We start from the raw sequence: 15,618 nt of genomic DNA, 5'->3' as shown, positions 1-15,618 counted from the left end.
AATCTTTTTCATCCTATTTAATATTTATATCACCTTTAACGTTATAACACTCTATAATATTATAACTATTACCTACTTTGCTATCTTTAAAATAAGGATTCTTAATGTTATTGTCACCCATTCCTGGATGTAGTTTTAACAAGGTGTCTTTAGGCTTAGTTTTATACTCAATGTTTATATCACCTTTTTTACTTGAGCTCTTCATATCAATTTGACTTGGCATGTTTTTAAAGTCAAGTTTTCCTTCATTTGTAATGAATAACCCATTTTTCAAGGTACAATGATTAACCACAATATTAGAATTTATTACTTTAAATTGACTATTTTTAATATCACTATTTTTAATATTAATTGTTCCATGATCGCTATAATAATCAATACGATCAAGTTTAGCTTCTTTGATATTTAAATTTTCTCCGTCTTTTCTAATTCTGGCTTTTTTGATATCTATATTATTAATATTTAATTTTCCTAATTTAGCATCAATATTTAATTGTTTTAATTTATCAGGTGGAATAGTTATATGTATGTTGAACTTGCTTCTTTTAAAAGGGTTTAAATTAAAGCTATACCCTCTTTTAGAAGAACGTGATTCTTTTACATTTAAGCTGTCTTTTTGAGTGTTCACTTTTATACTATTGTCCCCGTAATATTTCACTCTAAATGAAGAACCTTGAGTAATAGTGATATCAGAACTATAACTATCTATATTCAATTTGGAGATAGATGATTGATGAAACGTTTCATTATATTTCAGTCGTTTATAAATATCTTTATCATGAACAAACCATACCAACGTTGCTGCTAGAAAAAAAACAACAAATATAACTAATCCACTTATTGTTAACTTTTTCATCACTGGATTCTTCCTTTAATTATTTTTATATACCATGATAAATATTTTAAAACAAGTTTATATAAATTCTGAACAATTTTTATTATTGCAACGAACGCTAATATACCTATTCCAGCATAAGAAATACTATAAAGAAAATTACTAAAAGAGTCAGGAGTGCTTTTAAGGATACTAATAATAATTAATAAGATAGGTAAACAAATAAGCACAATTGAAATGACGAAAACAAAGGCTAGAAATATTAAGAATATTATCATTGGGATAACAATTAAGAAAAAAGAAATAACACCCAAACTTAATGATGCCATAATAGCTTTTACAATATTACGAAAGTTAGGTGTAACTTTAGCATGTGAAATTGCTTCTTTAGCTTTTATTTCTTTTCCAATAGTATAAGGATTTTTCAAATCATCTAATATTTGAGCATCTGTTTTGCCTTTTGTTTCTTGATTATAAAAGATATCTTCATATTCATTCATTACTTTATCTTTGTCTTTACGTGGTAAATCATCAAGCTCCGTTTCCAGTTCATTCAAAAAAGTAATTTTATCCATTTCTCTTTCACATACTTTCTTAAAATATAAATTTATTTTTATTAACTATCAACGACTAAAGAATTCAATTCGCTTAACAATATTATCTTTATATAAAATTGATAATTTCATGTGATGATCTTTATCAAGATATACTAAAGCATCATAACCTTTACCTACCTTATCTTTGTCATAGTTATAACCTAGATTATCTATAACAGCATCGATTGGGTCACCTATATGAACATCAAAATTTGTGTTAACAAAAGTATCTTTAACTAAGATAATTCCTTTAATTTTGTGATGTTTTTTCTTGACTTTTATTGTTAAATTTTTATATTTATTATGATTATAAAAAATATACCTATCTAATTTCACATGCTTATTTAAACTATATTCTGAGTTATCAAACGTTTCATTAAGCTTTAGATGATTAATTTCTACATCACTTAAATCAACCGTTTTTTCATTTTTATAAATTGTCAATCCTAGTACAACTAATAAAGAAATGACAATAAATAAAATTGAGATAACCCATCTATTTTGAATATGCAATAGGACCACCACTTATATACTTATTTTTTTTAATATATCATAACTATGATTATATTCAAAAAAATATTAAAGTATCTTTCAATGCAAATAAAACTGGCGACAAAAATTGAACGTATCGTCGCCAGTTTTATTAAAAAGTTATTAATTTAAATGTCTCGTTTAGCAGCATAAAGTACATCAGCGATAAATAAAATAACAATAGATGCAATAGAAATGAACCATTGCCAATTCGTAAATTCAATACTACCTGATGATGATTTTTCTGTTAAGTAACTAAAAGGTATATATTTGAGTGATTTTTGAATATTATCGCCCCATTCAGGGATTAAACCTAAAAATGGTTGTAAAAATGGTACGATAAACACTAAAAAGATACCTAATGTAAAAATGACTGCTGGTTTTTGTACAATTAAAGTAATTAAGAATAATAATAGTCCAAAAAATAGTAAAAAGATAAGATAGAACCAAATATTTGTTAGGAATTTATCTCCATTTAAATTTTTACCATCTGTAAAAGTTTGAATAACTAAAAGTGTAACATACGTGATAAGTGTAAATATGAACGAAAAAATAATAATCGAAATCGTTTTTGCTATCACATAACCTACTCTATTTTTCACTTTATTCATATAAAGTTGAATCGTTCCTTGAGAATAGTCACGTGTAATTGTTTTAATAACAACAAGTAAACCAAAGAATAGAAACATCCAATTTGCCATTGGTAATATCATTGAATAATCGACTTTATCAGTATTTTTTGCTAATAGTACAGTCATTGCTGTGATGATACCCCAAATACATATAAGCGCGATATATGTTAAATAACTTTTTAAAAAACTTAATATATCATATTTAACTAATTGTAAACTCTTCATTTAATGGTCACCTCTTTGATTAATATTAAAGTACGTATCTCGAAGCGAATTTTTACGTGTTTCAATATATTTAGGATACACATTAATATGTGCGAGCGCTTTAAGCAATGTTCGATAATCTCGTTCTGCTTTAATAAGAATTTCTCCATTTTGTTTATAAGAATGAATAACATTAAAATGTTCTTGTAAATAATTTAGCGCTTGATCAAAATCATCATTGTCCAACGTAATAGAGGTACTTTCTTCTGCACTACCATCTTTCATATTGACATCTTGAACGAAATGTCCATCTCTTAAAAAGACAGCTCTATCACAAATTAATTCGATGTCTTCTAATTTATGACTTGAAATAAGAATTTTCATATTTAATTCATTTACTAAAGATTGTATCGTTTCTAGAACATCGATTGAGCCATCTGGATCCATGCCATTGGTCGGTTCATCCAAAATAAGATATTTTGGTTTATTCATTAATGATACAGCAATCGCTAATTTTTGTTTCATACCCATTGAATATTTTTTAACTTTTTTCTTAATATAGGGACGCATACCAAAAGCATCTATAATTTTATCTGAATATGCTTTATCAAATCCTTGACCAAGCACCTGAGCAAAGAGTCTTAAATTATAAAGTCCTGTTTTATTATCATAAAGTTTTGGATGTTCAATGAGATAGCCAATATTTTCATCATCTTTTAAATTAACTTTACCTTTGTAATTAATAATATTTCCATTCATCACTTTCATCAGTGTAGTTTTACCCACACCGTTTTTACCAATGAGTCCTACAATTTTGCTATCTCCAAAATCAAAATCTATATTGTCTAAAACATTATTATTACCGTATGTTTTAGTAATATTTTCTAATTTCATAAAAGTCCTCCTTTTTTCTAGCGACGATTAACACGTGCTATTTGAATAAAATAATTTATAACTAGCCACATCACACTTATAATAACTAATCCAATACTTAAATATTTATTAAATACATTTGGATCAAGTGCATTATGAAAGATAAATAAATTAATAGTCAAAAAGATAAATGCAATTGCCATCGGTATAGCAAGTACCATTAAAATAATATAAACAGTGTAAGAAATATATTCTCTTTTTCTTTCTGTACTTTTACTAAAGGCAATAGGAATGCTAAATAAATTTACACTTAAAAATGAAAGTGCTGTCGAATAACGCAACTCATTTACCTGAATATTTGTTGATTGAAAATTATATAATCCAATAATCAATGTTCCTAAAATCGTTAATATAATACATGTCAGATAATTTGCATTAAGCAATTCTTTCTTAGTTATTGGTAAACTTTCATAAAAAAGATACGACTCTTTTCCACCTAACCGTCTATGTACTCTAAATAATTGTCCTGAATCTAAAATGCTTATAATCATTAATGTAATGGCAAGTGGAATATATACAACGAAACCATAACTTGTTTTTGAAAAAAATAGTGTATAAATAGGATTAATAACAATAAGCACTAAATAAATGATAAGTGTCCAACGTCTTAACTTAAAATTTCTTATTATTAGTTGCTTCATGCCATCAACCCATTTCTATTTGGAGTTTCAACATCATTAGTTTCTTTCATTTTCTCAAGGTAAATCATTAATTCTTCAATCGTTGGATGTTTTATTTCAACTTGTTTTCCAAATAATTCCTTAAATGCTTGACCATGTTTTGTAAAACCGACATAACCTGTATGCTTTTCTTCTTTATATAAAAGGAGTTGATTTAATTCATCATCTAAATCTTTGTTATCACCTTTTACGATAAAATATTCCTCTTTTATATCATCACAATAGCCTTCAAGTACAAGATTGCCTGTTTTTATATATACAAGATAATCTGCTATTTTTTCTAAGTCTGAAATAATATGAGTCGAAATAAAAACCGTTTTATTTTCATCTATTAATTCTTGCTGCAATATTTCTAGAACTTCATTTCTTACAATTGGATCTAAACCTGCTGTTGGTTCATCTAATATAAATAACTCAGCGTGGTGACTTAAAGCAATGGCTAAAGATAACTTCATTTTCATTCCACTAGAGAAATGCTTAATTTTAAGATGACTTGGTATATTGAATCGCTCTAAATACTGATGGAATATATGACTATCCCACTTAGAATAAAAAGGAGAAATCATATTTTCTAGTTTTTTTATATTCCATTGTTGGTTGAAATAAATTTCTGAGTAAACAAAACCAATTTTATTTTTAATCCATTTTGCTGATTCTTTCATTTGTCGTCCTAAGATTTTAATTTCTCCAGTATTAGGTTCAAGTAAATCCATCATTAATCGAATCATTGTTGTCTTGCCAGCACCATTACTCCCAATAAAGCCCGTAACAAATCCTTGAGGAATACTGAATGAAAGATCTTTGATTTGGAAAGTTTTAGTGTTATAACTTACGTGTTTAACTTCAATCGCTTTCATTCATCTTCCTCCTCGTAAATTAAAGCTAAAACTTCATTTAATTCTTTTAGAGGCATACCAATTGTTTTTGCTTCTTTTACCATGGAACGTGCAAGATGTTCAATTACAAAAAATTGTTTTTCTTTTAAAATTGAACTGTCTTGTTCTTTTACGAATGTTCCTTTACCTCTTATTGTTGTGACAAACCCTTCTTTTTCCAAATCTTCATAGGCACGCTTTGTTGTAATTAAACTGACTTGCAAATCTTTCGCCAGTTCCCTCATAGATGGTAAGTGACTTCCAGCTTCAACGTAACCTTTTAATATATTTTCTTTAATTTGTTGTTTAATTTGTTCATAAATGGGCTGTTCACTGGTGTTTTTTAGAATAACTTTCATTTATGTCCCCCTTTACAACTGTATATAAATAATATATACAGTATATACAGATTTGTAAAGTGAAATAATAAAAATAAGATAAAATCAGTATTCTTAAGACATAAATTGTATATACACTATAAACATAGTTAAACAAAAAAACTATGATACAGTATTACAGTGGTAATTGCATCATAGTTTTCATATGTTACTTTTTATTTTTACGTCTGTCATTGCTACGATTAATAAATGCACATATCATAAACATAATGGCAGCCAATAATAACTTTATACCTTGACTTTCATGTCCAGTGGCTTGTAGATAATATCCAATGACAAACAAAACAATAGCTAAACCTACAAAAATTTTTGTTAGGTGTTTCATCATTTTTAGTCACCTCATTATAATAATTATATCAAATTTTTTATTTTATATGCATTAATCATTTATTTAATTAAAATTGAATTGTATATGTTCTATGTTAAGATAGTGTTATATCCACAAATTGCATTACATCCCCTAACTTGCCACATCAAGTTAAGGGGTTTTTGTGTAAGGTCATCTTATTTATTTTTCCACTTAGTTTCTAACCAAACTCGAAATATAATCAGCATACTCCCTGTTATAAGCGTGACTAAACTTTCTAATAACCACGACATTACACTACACCTCCACAAAGTAAAGTGTCATATCTCATGATGACCTATATATATTTTAACACACAAACAGAACATACGTTCCGTTTACGTATAAAAACACTTCTCTGCTTTATTTTTTATTAGAAAACTTTATATTTTGTTTAATTCAAGATAATATATAATGTGAATAACAATTTAAAGCGAGGTTATGAAAATGAATCCTTTAGCACAACATTTAAACGATCAACTAGGCGATGACCGTCCTGAAATATTAAGCATGTTATCGACATTAGGTCAATCTATGTTTTATCCCAAAGGTATTCTGTCTCAGTCTGCAGAAGCTAAATCAACAAAATACAATGCAACAATTGGTATGGCAACTAATGATAAAGGAAAAATGTATGCAGACACATTATTTGATGTCTACAATCATCTTTCGCCTGATGAGATTTTCCCATATGCTCCGCCACAAGGAATTGAAACTTTAAGAGATTTATGGCAACAAAAAATGTTAAAAGAAAATCCTAGTTTAAAAGCTTCATCTATAAGCCGTCCGATCGTGACGAATGCATTAACCCATGGTTTATCTTTAGTTGCTGACTTATTTGTAAATGATGAAGATACAATTTTATTACCAACACATAACTGGGGAAACTATAAACTTATTTTTAATACAAGACATAAGGCAAATATTGAAACTTATGCTATTTTCGATCAAGATGGACATTATACAACAAACTCACTTGTATCTACTTTAGATAATTTTAAACAAGATAAAGCTATTATTATCTTAAACTATCCTAATAATCCAACTGGCTATACACCTACTAAAGAAGAAGTTCGTACAATTGTCTCAGCAATTGAACGCTTAGCAGAAAAAGGAACTAAGGTGATTACAGTCGTAGATGATGCATACTATGGTTTATTTTATGAAGATGTCTATACACAATCTATTTTTACTGCAATTACTCAATTAGATTCAAAAAACATTTTACCGATACGCCTTGACGGTGCAACTAAAGAATTTTTTGCTTGGGGTTTACGTGTTGGCTTTCTTACATTTGGATTAAGTAATCAAAAAGCTAAAGACGTATTAGAGGCTAAAGTTAAAGGATTAATTAGAAGTAATATTTCAAGTGGAGCAATGCCTTCTCAAAGTGCAATTAAATATATACTAGAGAATCATGAACAATTTGATAAAGAAATTCAAGCTAATGTAAAAACATTACAAGAACGTTATGAAGTAACAAAAGAAGTGGTTTATGATGAAAAATATAAACAACATTGGCAAGCATATGATTTTAACTCTGGATACTTTATGGCACTTAAAGTAATCGGTGTTAACCCAGAAAAACTTCGTGTTCATTTAATCGATAACTATTCAATTGGTATTATTGCACTTAATGATACAGATATTCGTATTGCTTTTAGTTGTGTTGAAAAAAACGATATTCCACATGTTTTTGATTCTATTGCTAAAGCAATTGATGACTTAAAATAACATAAAAGTATAATAGCGAGAGACCTAACCAGGAAGGTTCTCGCTATTTTTTAATGACTTGTAATAAAATCTAACAATTTAAACATTACTTCTTTATTCTCTCTTGGTACTTCTTGGTTAAGAATCTGGTCTGGCGTTTGATTTAATACGGAATCAAACACGTATGGAGCATCATTCATGACAATCTCTTTTATATCATGAGCACCTGGTTCAAAATGAAATTGTAGTCCGATAATATTATTATTCAAAATAAATCCTTGATTTTTTAAATATTGACTTGAAAATAATAATTGTGCATTTTTAGGTATATAAAATGTTTCTTCATGCCAATGTAATGCCATCAATTCTTTTGGAATATTAGGAATGATGGATGACTCACGATAAACTTTATTCCAACCGACTTCTTTTACTGGAGATTTTCCTACAGTATATCCTAGGGCTTTAGTAATTTGTTGAGCGCCAAAACATATACCAAATATTGGCTTATTTTGCTGTATTAAATTGCGAATTAATTCTCGTTCTTCAAAAATCCATTTATCCTCATTATTAGGGCTTATGGGTCCTCCTAAAATAATAAGTAAATCTGTTTCTTTAACATTGGGAAGGATACCACTATTAAAATAAGGATGATAAATATATAATTCATGGTGATGCTCGGTAGCCCAATCTCTGATAACTCCAGGACCTTCATTAGGGGTATGTTGTAAAATATTAATCCTCATTGTTGATTCTCCTTTAAAAGTCAATGTTTATTTATATCTTTGCTATCATTATACTTCGAAACACTTAAAATAAATACTATAAAAATTATATAATTTTTATATTTAAAAAACTTTTATAAGCACTCCAATATATAAAAGGGATCTAAGACAATCATTTTTTGCCATAGACTCCAATATAAAACTCATACTTTTCTATTTTCTATTAAGTCACTATAGTATTTAATAGGGTTCATTCTATCTTTCCATCTAATATAAATCAGTGTTCCATCATGTTTTTTGAGTTTTTCATTACTAGCACCACGTTCAAATGAAGACGCTAGTTCAATATTCATATTAGGATTAACATTTAATAATTTTGCATACCATTTAACCCATACATCACCTTTGACTGGATCATTTTGAATTAACTAATCAATATTTCAGTACAGATTCACTCTATAATCAAAACCGTCAGAAAATTAAATAACAACATAAATATAAAAAGCAAGAATTCTTTTATCACTATATTAATCTATATTATTATTTTGATTATTAAATTTAGCATTTTTATTTATTATCTTTTTTTCAATTTGTATATTAAATAAAATTGTTAAAAATCAAAAGATGTAAAATTTCGACAAGTTTTATGTAAAAATTGTTCAAATTATATTTAAAGATATCAGTGAAATTAAATAAGTAATTAAAGAATATATCTACTTTTTTAATACAAAAAACTAACATTAAAAATGGCTGATTTTGCATAAAACAAAACCAACCATATCTTTTAATTATTTACTTGTCTATTTGACTGAGCGCACTTCAAAATGAACTTATCAGTCTTTTTATTATATTTTCTAAATTTCTATAACCATGACCAGTAAAAACACAAAACATTGATATATCAACATTTATAGGTGTTTTTACATCATACCTGGCATACCGCCCATTGCAGCATTGTCATTACTTTCAGGTTCTGGAATATTTGCAACTACCGCTTCAGTAGTTAAGAACATTGCAGCAACACTTGCAGCGTGTTGTAAAGCTGAACGTGTTACCTTAGTAGGATCTACAATACCTTCTTCAAGCATATTCACCCACTCGTTTGTAGCAGCATTGAATCCGACACCTGCATCAGCATGTTTAAGTCTTTCAACAATAACTGAACCTTCTAATCCAGCATTTTCAGCAATTTGGCGTACTGGTGCTGATAAAGCTTTAAGTACAATATTAACACCTGTCGCAACATCGCCTTCCGCTTCTATTTCTTCAACTTTATTATAGATATTAACTAAAGCTGTACCACCACCTGCAACAATACCTTCTTCAACTGCAGCGCGTGTAGAATTTAATGCATCTTCAATACGTAATTTACGTTCTTTTAATTCTGTTTCAGAAGCAGCACCTACTTTTATCACTGCTACACCACCAGCTAATTTAGCAAGACGTTCTTGTAATTTTTCTCTATCAAAGTCTGAATCAGTTTCTTCAATTTGTGCTTTGATTTGACTTACTCGTGCATCAATACTGTTATCGTCTCCATCACCATCAACAACAGTTGTATTATCTTTTGTTACTTCTACTTTATTTGCAGTACCTAACATATCAATAGAAGCATCTTTTAATTCTAATCCTAAATCATCTGTAATCACTGTTGCACCAGTCAATATTGCTAAATCTTCTAACATTGCTTTACGACGATCACCAAAGCCAGGTGCTTTAACAGCTACAGCAGTGAAAGTACCTCTCATGCGGTTTAATACAATATTTGTTAATGCATCACCTTCAACTTCATCTGCCACGATTAAGATTGGTCGGCTTGATTGAACAACTTGTTCTAATAAAGGTAATATATCTTGGAATGATGAAATTTTCTTATCTGTAACTAAAATATATGGTCTTTCTAATTCCGCAATCATTTTATCAGAATCTGTTACCATATATGGAGATTGATAACCTCTATCAAATTGCATACCTTCTACAACTTCTAATTCCGTATCAAGTCCATTAGATTCTTCAATTGTAATAACACCGTCATTACCTACTTTATCCATTGCTTCAGAAATATATTTACCAATTTCTTCATCAGCAGCAGAAATTGCACCTACTTGTGCGATTTCATTTTTATTTTCAACTTTTTGAGAAATGTCATGTAATGCTTCAACTGCTACTCTGACTGCTTTATCAATGCCTTCACGTAAACCAACTGGATTTGCACCACTTGTTACGTTTTTCAAACCTTCTTGAATCATTGCTTGTGCTAATACTGTAGCAGTTGTAGTACCATCACCAGCAATTTCATTTGTTTTATTTGCTACTTCTTGAACTAACTTAGCACCCATATTTTCATATGGATCTTCTAATTCAATTTCTTTGGCAATTGTTACACCATCGTTTGTAATTAAAGGTGCAACATATTCTTTATCTAATACAACATTTCGACCTTTAGGACCAATTGTTACTTTAACAGCATTTGCTAATTTATCCACACCACGTAACATTGCTTGTCGTGCATCTTCTGAAAATTTAAGATCTTTAGCCATTTATACAACCTCCATTAATATTAATCCTGTTTTTCGACAATTTTATATAGTTATTTTTACTTTTCTATAATTGCTAATATATCTTCTACATTTAAAATTAAATAGCTTTCTTCTCCACGTTTAATCTCTGATCCAGCATATTCTTGAAATACTACTGAATCACCTTCTTTTACTTCGGGAGCAACTGTCTCACCATTATCAAGAAGACGTCCGCTGCCTACTGCAACTACAACACCTTCGTTAGATTTTTCTTTTGCGCTATCAGTTAAAACGATTCCACTTTTAGTTGTTTGTTCTTGTTCTTTTCTTTCGATAATCACACGATTTCCTAATGGTTTAAGCATGATTGTTCCTCCTTAGCAGGGTCTATTTAGCACTTTAATATAATGAGTGCTAATCTAATTTTTATAATAATCAAATTTGGTCAATATTTCAAGTAAAAACTCTCTCTTACTTTTGTACATCTGAGTTTTTTACGATAAAATAAGAATAATTGATATTTAATCTGGAGGTTTCAAATGGCAAGAATTTGGGTGGCAATACTAACATTAATTATATATGCTTTAGCACAATTTTTACCCTTAGTTCTAGTACAAACGCCTATATTTAGTCGTTTATCAGGTATGGCTTTAGCTAGGGCTGGGGTGTATACTCAAGTTATCTTATTTATACTTGCAGCAATTTTAATCATCTTTCTTCATTTCAAAATTAAGAATCCTACAAACTTAGAGCAAGAACATAAAGAATCAAAACGTTATATTATCCCATGGGCTATACTTGGCTTTTTCATAGTTATGTTATATCAAGTTATTGTAGGTGTGATTAACATATGGATTTTCGGTCAACCACAACAAAGTCCAAATACTCAACGAATAATGGCTGTAGCAAAACAACTTCCTATTTTTATTATATTAATTTCTGTTGTAGGCCCTATTTTAGAAGAGTATGTATTTAGAAAAGTGTTCTTTGGTGAACTATATGATCGAATTAAAGGAAATAGAATCATTGCCTTCTTAATTGCTTCTACCGTAAGTTCTTTACTTTTTGCATTAGCGCATAATGATATTAAATTTATTCTTATTTATTTTGGTATGGGGATGATACTTTCGTTAGCTTATACTTTAACAAAACGAATTTCTGTGCCGATACTTATTCATATATTTCAAAATGGCTTCGTTGTAGTAATGCAATTTTTCCTTGGCGATTCATTAAATCATTTGAAACAACAAACTCAATTTATTATTCACTTGTGTAATTAGCACATAATTTATCTTAATAAATAAAAGCATCGAATGCTCTAGACATTTGATGCTTTTACTTTTTTTTCGTTTTTAAATTTTGATATACATAAATTATCATTACAGTGGAAGATATTAAAATTAAAGTAGGAATCAGTATCATATCCAAAGTTTTTATATATGATTTTGATTCTGTTTTTTTATGAGAAGAAGTAATGACTTTTTTATGTTGTTCTTCTTCTACTTCATCCTTATGAATTGTTTTTGGCTTTTTTAAATCAGGCATAGAGCCAATGTCACTTGTAATTAATGATAAAACTTGCTCATCTAAATTTTTATAATATTCTTTAGCATTAAGTGGATTAAAATATTGAAATCTAAAGTATTGAGAATCCTCTTGTAATATATTTAGATTTTGATTATCAAATTTTTGTTTCTTAATTAAACGATTAAAATCTTTATTTGTTATCTTTTCACCATTATCATCTAAATGATTAACCTTATTAATAATATAAGGGTTGTACTTATAAGCACCTTTTGCATATTGATTAAACCTATTTAAGATATTTTCTGAAAATCTTGACTCTATTTGATATGCATTTCGATAAGTGGATTCTTTTCCTCTATCACTTTGGAAATATAGATTATTTTGCTTTAAATGTGTTGGTTCAAAATTATTATGATTGTTTTCAACTAGTTGTCGTGAAACCAAGTGGTTAAACATTGTTTTGGAAATACTATTTTGAGACTTATCCTTTTGATAAGTAGTTTTTGAGTAAACATTGGATGAAGTATTATCATTATATGGTTGTATGATTTGATTTTGTTTCGACTTCATTGATTTAGACCTTACATTTTGATGTTCTTCTTGCTTAAAAATAGTTGAATCATCATTTTTATAATTTTTACTTTTTTGTGCTGTTTTATATTTAGTATGATTTTTTTCTTTAGAAGATGACGTGTTATTTTTATGAATATGTTCTATTCCACTCTTTTGTTGATTCTTATCATTAACTTTTTCTTTTTTTGGTCCTTCAGAGCTATTAGTTTCGTTACTTTTTTGTTGTGACTCTTCTGCTATTGATTCTTTTGTGCTATTAGGCTCTTCGCTTTCTTCTTGTGATTCCTCTGCTGTTGATTCTTTTGTGCTGTTAGGCTCTTCGCTTTCTTCTTGTGATTCCTCTGCTGCTGATTCTTCCGTATTATTAGTTTCGTTACTTTCTTGTTGTGATTCTTCTGCTGTTGATTCTTTTGTGCTGTTAGGCTCTTTGCTTTCTTCTTGTGATTCCTCTGCTGTTGATTCTTCTGTGCTGTTAGGCTCGTTGCCTTCTTCTTGTGATTCCTCTGCTGTTGATTCTTTTGTGCTGTTAGGCTCGTTGCTTTCTTGTTGTGATTCTTTTGTTTTTGATTCTTCTGTGTTGCTAGTTTCATCGTTGGTATGATTAAATTCTTTTATGTTTTGATTTTCATTACTTAGTTCAATTTTAGAATGCTGAGTATCAGAAGTTTTTTGTAGGTTTACTTTCTGATCTACGCCTTCACTCTCTATATTAGAAGAGGTTTCAGCATAACTATAGTGACTAAATATAATTGTACTTATAGCAAAAATAAGACTTGTTCGAATAACGTTTTGTTTTATCATTCTGAGACCTCCTCTTATTTTTAACAGTTTTAGTATAAAGAATAAAAAAATATCATGCATGTATATAAACAAATTGATAAAGAATATTAATATTTATGAAATTTTTTGTTATATAATAATTTACTTATTCTAGTATAAATTTTATACTGGATATATATTAAAAAAGGAGATTATCTGATGGGATTATTTGATAAAGAAAACACAAAACCATTTTTAACTGAAGTTGAAAACAGACGTACAATTTACAAAACTAAAATATCTATTTCTATTAGCGATGAAGAATTAGAGGAAATGATTGAACATATTGTAAAATATATGCCTTCAGCTTTTAATTCACAATCAACACGTATTGTTTTATTACTTAACGATCAACATATTAAATTCTGGGAAAATGCTAAAACTGTACTCAAAGATGTAATGGGACCAGATCGCGACTTTGAACCTACAAATCAAAGAATTAATGGTTTCGAGCATGCCTACGGAACTATTTTATATTTTGAAGATGAAGATGTAATAAAATCATTACAAGAACAAATGCCATCATATGCTGATAATTTTGCTAACTGGGGTGTTCAAACAAATGCTATGCATCAATACGCCATTTGGACTGCACTAAGTTCAAAAGGTATCGGTGCATCGTTACAACACTATAATCCACTAGTTGATCAAATTACAACACAAACATTTGATATTCCAGCATCATGGAAACTTGTAGCACAAATGCCATTTGGTGATATTGAAGAACAAGCTGGTGAAAAAGAAATTCACCCTACTGATCAACGATTTATTATTAAAAAATAATAAATTTAAACTTATCAATGAAGCATATTTCAATTAAGTCATTTTACCTTAATTGTAATGTGCTTCATTTTGCTTTTCATAGCTAAATTTAGTAAATTGAAATTATTAAGCAGGTTGAGGAGTGGTTAAAGTGAAAATACAAATATTCCAATTTTATGTCGAATATGGAAATGTTGAGAAAAATGAACAAAAAATTTCAGAATGGTTTAATACTCAATTAGATGCTGATACTGAAGTTGTTGTGTTACCAGAAATGTGGAACAATGGCTATGCTTTAGAAGAATTAAATGAAAAAGCAGATCAAGCATTATCACGTAGTTGTCCTTTTATTTCAAATCTTGCTCAAACATATCAAGTTGATATCGTCGCAGGATCTGTTTCAAATAAACGAAATAATAAAGTTTATAATACTGCTTTTACTGTTTCTAAAGAAGGTCGTCGTATTAACAAATATGATAAAGTTCATTTAGTTCCAATGCTAAATGAACCAGAATTTTTAGAAGATGGAAAAACAGTTCCAGAACCATTTACTTTATCATCAGGGGCGCTCGCCACTCAAATTATATGCTATGACTTAAGATTTCCTGAATTGCTAAGATACCCCTCTAGAGAAGGTGCTCAAATCGCATTTTATGTCGCCGAATGGCCAACATCTCGACTTAATCATTGGAGAAGCTTACTTCAAGCTAGAGCGATAGAAAATGATATTTTCATCGTCGCATGTAATGGCACAGGTCATGATGGAAATACTGAATACGCTGGACATTCAATGGTTATCAATCCTAATGGAGATATTCTTGTTGAGTTAAACAGAGAAGAAGCTACTATTTCAGTTGATATCAACATTCAAGAAGTATCACGCCAAAGAGATGCTATTCCAATCTTTAGAAATTTAAAACCTCATTTATATAAATAAAAAAAGTCGTGAGCTT

19 protein-coding genes are annotated in these 15,618 nt (G+C 28.9%); 4 read left to right on the top strand and 15 right to left on the bottom strand.

What is annotated here, in order from left to right; all coding sequences use genetic code 11:
• Window positions 1-13: 13 nt before the first annotated feature.
• The 10 genes from BDW25_RS08635 to BDW25_RS11085 form a co-directional block, all read right to left on the bottom strand.
• The gene (locus BDW25_RS08635) at window positions 14-856 is read right to left on the bottom strand and encodes a DUF4097 family beta strand repeat-containing protein (RefSeq protein ID WP_002450032.1); all 843 of its coding nucleotides are present in this window, start codon (window positions 854-856) and stop codon (window positions 14-16) included.
• Window positions 856-1,410 (bottom strand): HAAS signaling domain-containing protein, encoded by a 555-nt coding sequence (locus BDW25_RS08630; protein WP_019835505.1) that lies wholly within the window; start codon window positions 1,408-1,410, stop codon window positions 856-858. Before BDW25_RS08630 ends, BDW25_RS08635 begins: the two co-directional genes overlap by 1 nt.
• Window positions 1,411-1,458: 48 nt before the next feature.
• Window positions 1,459-1,944, bottom strand: a complete 486-nt coding sequence (locus BDW25_RS08625; protein ID WP_071859779.1) for a hypothetical protein — start codon at window positions 1,942-1,944, stop codon at window positions 1,459-1,461.
• Between the two features lie 146 nt (window positions 1,945-2,090).
• A complete protein-coding gene (gene pmtD, locus BDW25_RS08620; protein WP_002450058.1) occupies window positions 2,091-2,819 on the bottom strand; it encodes a phenol-soluble modulin export ABC transporter permease subunit PmtD in 729 nt (242 codons plus the stop codon).
• On the bottom strand, window positions 2,820-3,692 hold the full coding sequence (gene pmtC / locus BDW25_RS08615) for a phenol-soluble modulin export ABC transporter ATP-binding protein PmtC (RefSeq protein WP_002450019.1): 873 nt from the start codon (window positions 3,690-3,692) through the stop codon (window positions 2,820-2,822).
• Between the two features lie 17 nt (window positions 3,693-3,709).
• On the bottom strand, window positions 3,710-4,372 hold the full coding sequence (gene pmtB, locus BDW25_RS08610) for a phenol-soluble modulin export ABC transporter permease subunit PmtB (protein WP_133945424.1): 663 nt from the start codon (window positions 4,370-4,372) through the stop codon (window positions 3,710-3,712).
• Window positions 4,369-5,268 carry a phenol-soluble modulin export ABC transporter ATP-binding protein PmtA gene (gene pmtA, locus BDW25_RS08605; protein ID WP_002450028.1) on the bottom strand — a complete coding sequence of 300 codons (900 nt, stop codon included), beginning with the start codon at window positions 5,266-5,268 and terminating at the stop codon, window positions 4,369-4,371. The genes pmtB and pmtA overlap by 4 nt, the downstream gene beginning before the upstream one ends.
• Complete coding sequence (gene pmtR / locus BDW25_RS08600; protein WP_002450053.1) at window positions 5,265-5,645, bottom strand: PSM export ABC transporter transcriptional regulator PmtR; 381 nt, start codon at window positions 5,643-5,645, stop codon at window positions 5,265-5,267. The genes pmtA and pmtR overlap by 4 nt, the downstream gene beginning before the upstream one ends.
• Window positions 5,646-5,832: 187 nt before the next feature.
• Complete coding sequence (locus BDW25_RS08595) at window positions 5,833-6,009, bottom strand: SE1626 family protein (RefSeq protein ID WP_002455099.1); 177 nt, start codon at window positions 6,007-6,009, stop codon at window positions 5,833-5,835.
• Between the two features lie 179 nt (window positions 6,010-6,188).
• Window positions 6,189-6,284, bottom strand: a complete 96-nt coding sequence (locus tag BDW25_RS11085; RefSeq protein ID WP_087437185.1) for a Trp-rich small protein — start codon at window positions 6,282-6,284, stop codon at window positions 6,189-6,191.
• A gap of 193 nt (window positions 6,285-6,477) precedes the next feature.
• On the opposite strand from BDW25_RS11085, the gene BDW25_RS08590 reads away from it, so the two are divergent.
• Window positions 6,478-7,764, top strand: a complete 1,287-nt coding sequence (locus BDW25_RS08590; protein WP_002450049.1) for an aminotransferase class I/II-fold pyridoxal phosphate-dependent enzyme — start codon at window positions 6,478-6,480, stop codon at window positions 7,762-7,764.
• A gap of 50 nt (window positions 7,765-7,814) precedes the next feature.
• On the opposite strand, the gene BDW25_RS08585 is transcribed toward BDW25_RS08590, so the two are convergent.
• The 4 genes from BDW25_RS08585 to groES form a co-directional block, all read right to left on the bottom strand.
• A complete protein-coding gene (locus tag BDW25_RS08585) occupies window positions 7,815-8,486 on the bottom strand; it encodes a type 1 glutamine amidotransferase (RefSeq protein ID WP_002450060.1) in 672 nt (223 codons plus the stop codon).
• A gap of 182 nt (window positions 8,487-8,668) precedes the next feature.
• On the bottom strand, window positions 8,669-8,818 hold the full coding sequence (locus BDW25_RS08580) for an epimerase (protein WP_133945422.1): 150 nt from the start codon (window positions 8,816-8,818) through the stop codon (window positions 8,669-8,671).
• A gap of 567 nt (window positions 8,819-9,385) precedes the next feature.
• Window positions 9,386-11,005, bottom strand: coding sequence for a chaperonin GroEL (groL, locus tag BDW25_RS08575; RefSeq protein WP_002450059.1), 1,620 nt, complete (start codon window positions 11,003-11,005; stop codon window positions 9,386-9,388).
• 56 nt (window positions 11,006-11,061) lie between these two features.
• Window positions 11,062-11,349, bottom strand: coding sequence for a co-chaperone GroES (groES, locus tag BDW25_RS08570; RefSeq protein ID WP_002450026.1), 288 nt, complete (start codon window positions 11,347-11,349; stop codon window positions 11,062-11,064).
• Between the two features lie 174 nt (window positions 11,350-11,523).
• On the opposite strand from groES, the gene mroQ reads away from it, so the two are divergent.
• Window positions 11,524-12,264, top strand: a complete 741-nt coding sequence (gene mroQ, locus BDW25_RS08565) for an intramembrane glutamic endopeptidase MroQ (protein WP_133945420.1) — start codon at window positions 11,524-11,526, stop codon at window positions 12,262-12,264.
• A 55-nt stretch (window positions 12,265-12,319) separates the two neighbouring features.
• On the opposite strand, the gene BDW25_RS08560 is transcribed toward mroQ, so the two are convergent.
• Entirely contained in the window at window positions 12,320-13,885 is a 1,566-nt protein-coding gene (locus BDW25_RS08560) for an SdrH family protein (RefSeq protein WP_133945418.1), read from the bottom strand.
• A gap of 177 nt (window positions 13,886-14,062) precedes the next feature.
• On the opposite strand from BDW25_RS08560, the gene BDW25_RS08555 reads away from it, so the two are divergent.
• The gene (locus BDW25_RS08555) at window positions 14,063-14,686 is read left to right on the top strand and encodes a nitroreductase family protein (RefSeq protein ID WP_071859785.1); all 624 of its coding nucleotides are present in this window, start codon (window positions 14,063-14,065) and stop codon (window positions 14,684-14,686) included.
• Window positions 14,687-14,816: 130 nt separating this feature from the next.
• Entirely contained in the window at window positions 14,817-15,602 is a 786-nt protein-coding gene (locus BDW25_RS08550; RefSeq protein WP_071859786.1) for a carbon-nitrogen family hydrolase, read from the top strand.
• Window positions 15,603-15,618 lie beyond the last annotated feature (16 nt).

Origin of the sequence: Staphylococcus sp. AtDRG32, assembly GCF_004365845.1 — a bacterium.
Classification (GTDB): Bacteria; Bacillota; Bacilli; order Staphylococcales; family Staphylococcaceae; genus Staphylococcus; species Staphylococcus hominis.
The sequence above is the reverse complement of the archived record's forward strand: the minus strand, read 5'-3'. Positions and strand labels throughout refer to the sequence as shown.

Coding starts and splice junctions, on each gene's coding strand:
- BDW25_RS08635 (WP_002450032.1), bottom strand. CDS start 856: ATGAAAAAGTTAACAATAAGTGGATTAGTTATATTTGTTGTTTTTTTT.
- BDW25_RS08630 (WP_019835505.1), bottom strand. CDS start 1,410: ATGGATAAAATTACTTTTTTGAATGAACTGGAAACGGAGCTTGATGAT.
- pmtD (WP_002450058.1), bottom strand. CDS start 2,819: ATGAAGAGTTTACAATTAGTTAAATATGATATATTAAGTTTTTTAAAA.
- pmtC (WP_002450019.1), bottom strand. CDS start 3,692: ATGAAATTAGAAAATATTACTAAAACATACGGTAATAATAATGTTTTA.
- pmtB (WP_133945424.1), bottom strand. CDS start 4,372: ATGAAGCAACTAATAATAAGAAATTTTAAGTTAAGACGTTGGACACTT.
- pmtA (WP_002450028.1), bottom strand. CDS start 5,268: ATGAAAGCGATTGAAGTTAAACACGTAAGTTATAACACTAAAACTTTC.
- pmtR (WP_002450053.1), bottom strand. CDS start 5,645: ATGAAAGTTATTCTAAAAAACACCAGTGAACAGCCCATTTATGAACAA.
- BDW25_RS08595 (WP_002455099.1), bottom strand. CDS start 6,009: ATGAAACACCTAACAAAAATTTTTGTAGGTTTAGCTATTGTTTTGTTT.
- BDW25_RS11085 (WP_087437185.1), bottom strand. CDS start 6,284: ATGTCGTGGTTATTAGAAAGTTTAGTCACGCTTATAACAGGGAGTATG.
- BDW25_RS08590 (WP_002450049.1), top strand. CDS start 6,478: ATGAATCCTTTAGCACAACATTTAAACGATCAACTAGGCGATGACCGT.
- BDW25_RS08585 (WP_002450060.1), bottom strand. CDS start 8,486: ATGAGGATTAATATTTTACAACATACCCCTAATGAAGGTCCTGGAGTT.
- BDW25_RS08580 (WP_133945422.1), bottom strand. CDS start 8,818: ATGAATATTGAACTAGCGTCTTCATTTGAACGTGGTGCTAGTAATGAA.
- groL (WP_002450059.1), bottom strand. CDS start 11,005: ATGGCTAAAGATCTTAAATTTTCAGAAGATGCACGACAAGCAATGTTA.
- groES (WP_002450026.1), bottom strand. CDS start 11,349: ATGCTTAAACCATTAGGAAATCGTGTGATTATCGAAAGAAAAGAACAA.
- mroQ (WP_133945420.1), top strand. CDS start 11,524: ATGGCAAGAATTTGGGTGGCAATACTAACATTAATTATATATGCTTTA.
- BDW25_RS08560 (WP_133945418.1), bottom strand. CDS start 13,885: ATGATAAAACAAAACGTTATTCGAACAAGTCTTATTTTTGCTATAAGT.
- BDW25_RS08555 (WP_071859785.1), top strand. CDS start 14,063: ATGGGATTATTTGATAAAGAAAACACAAAACCATTTTTAACTGAAGTT.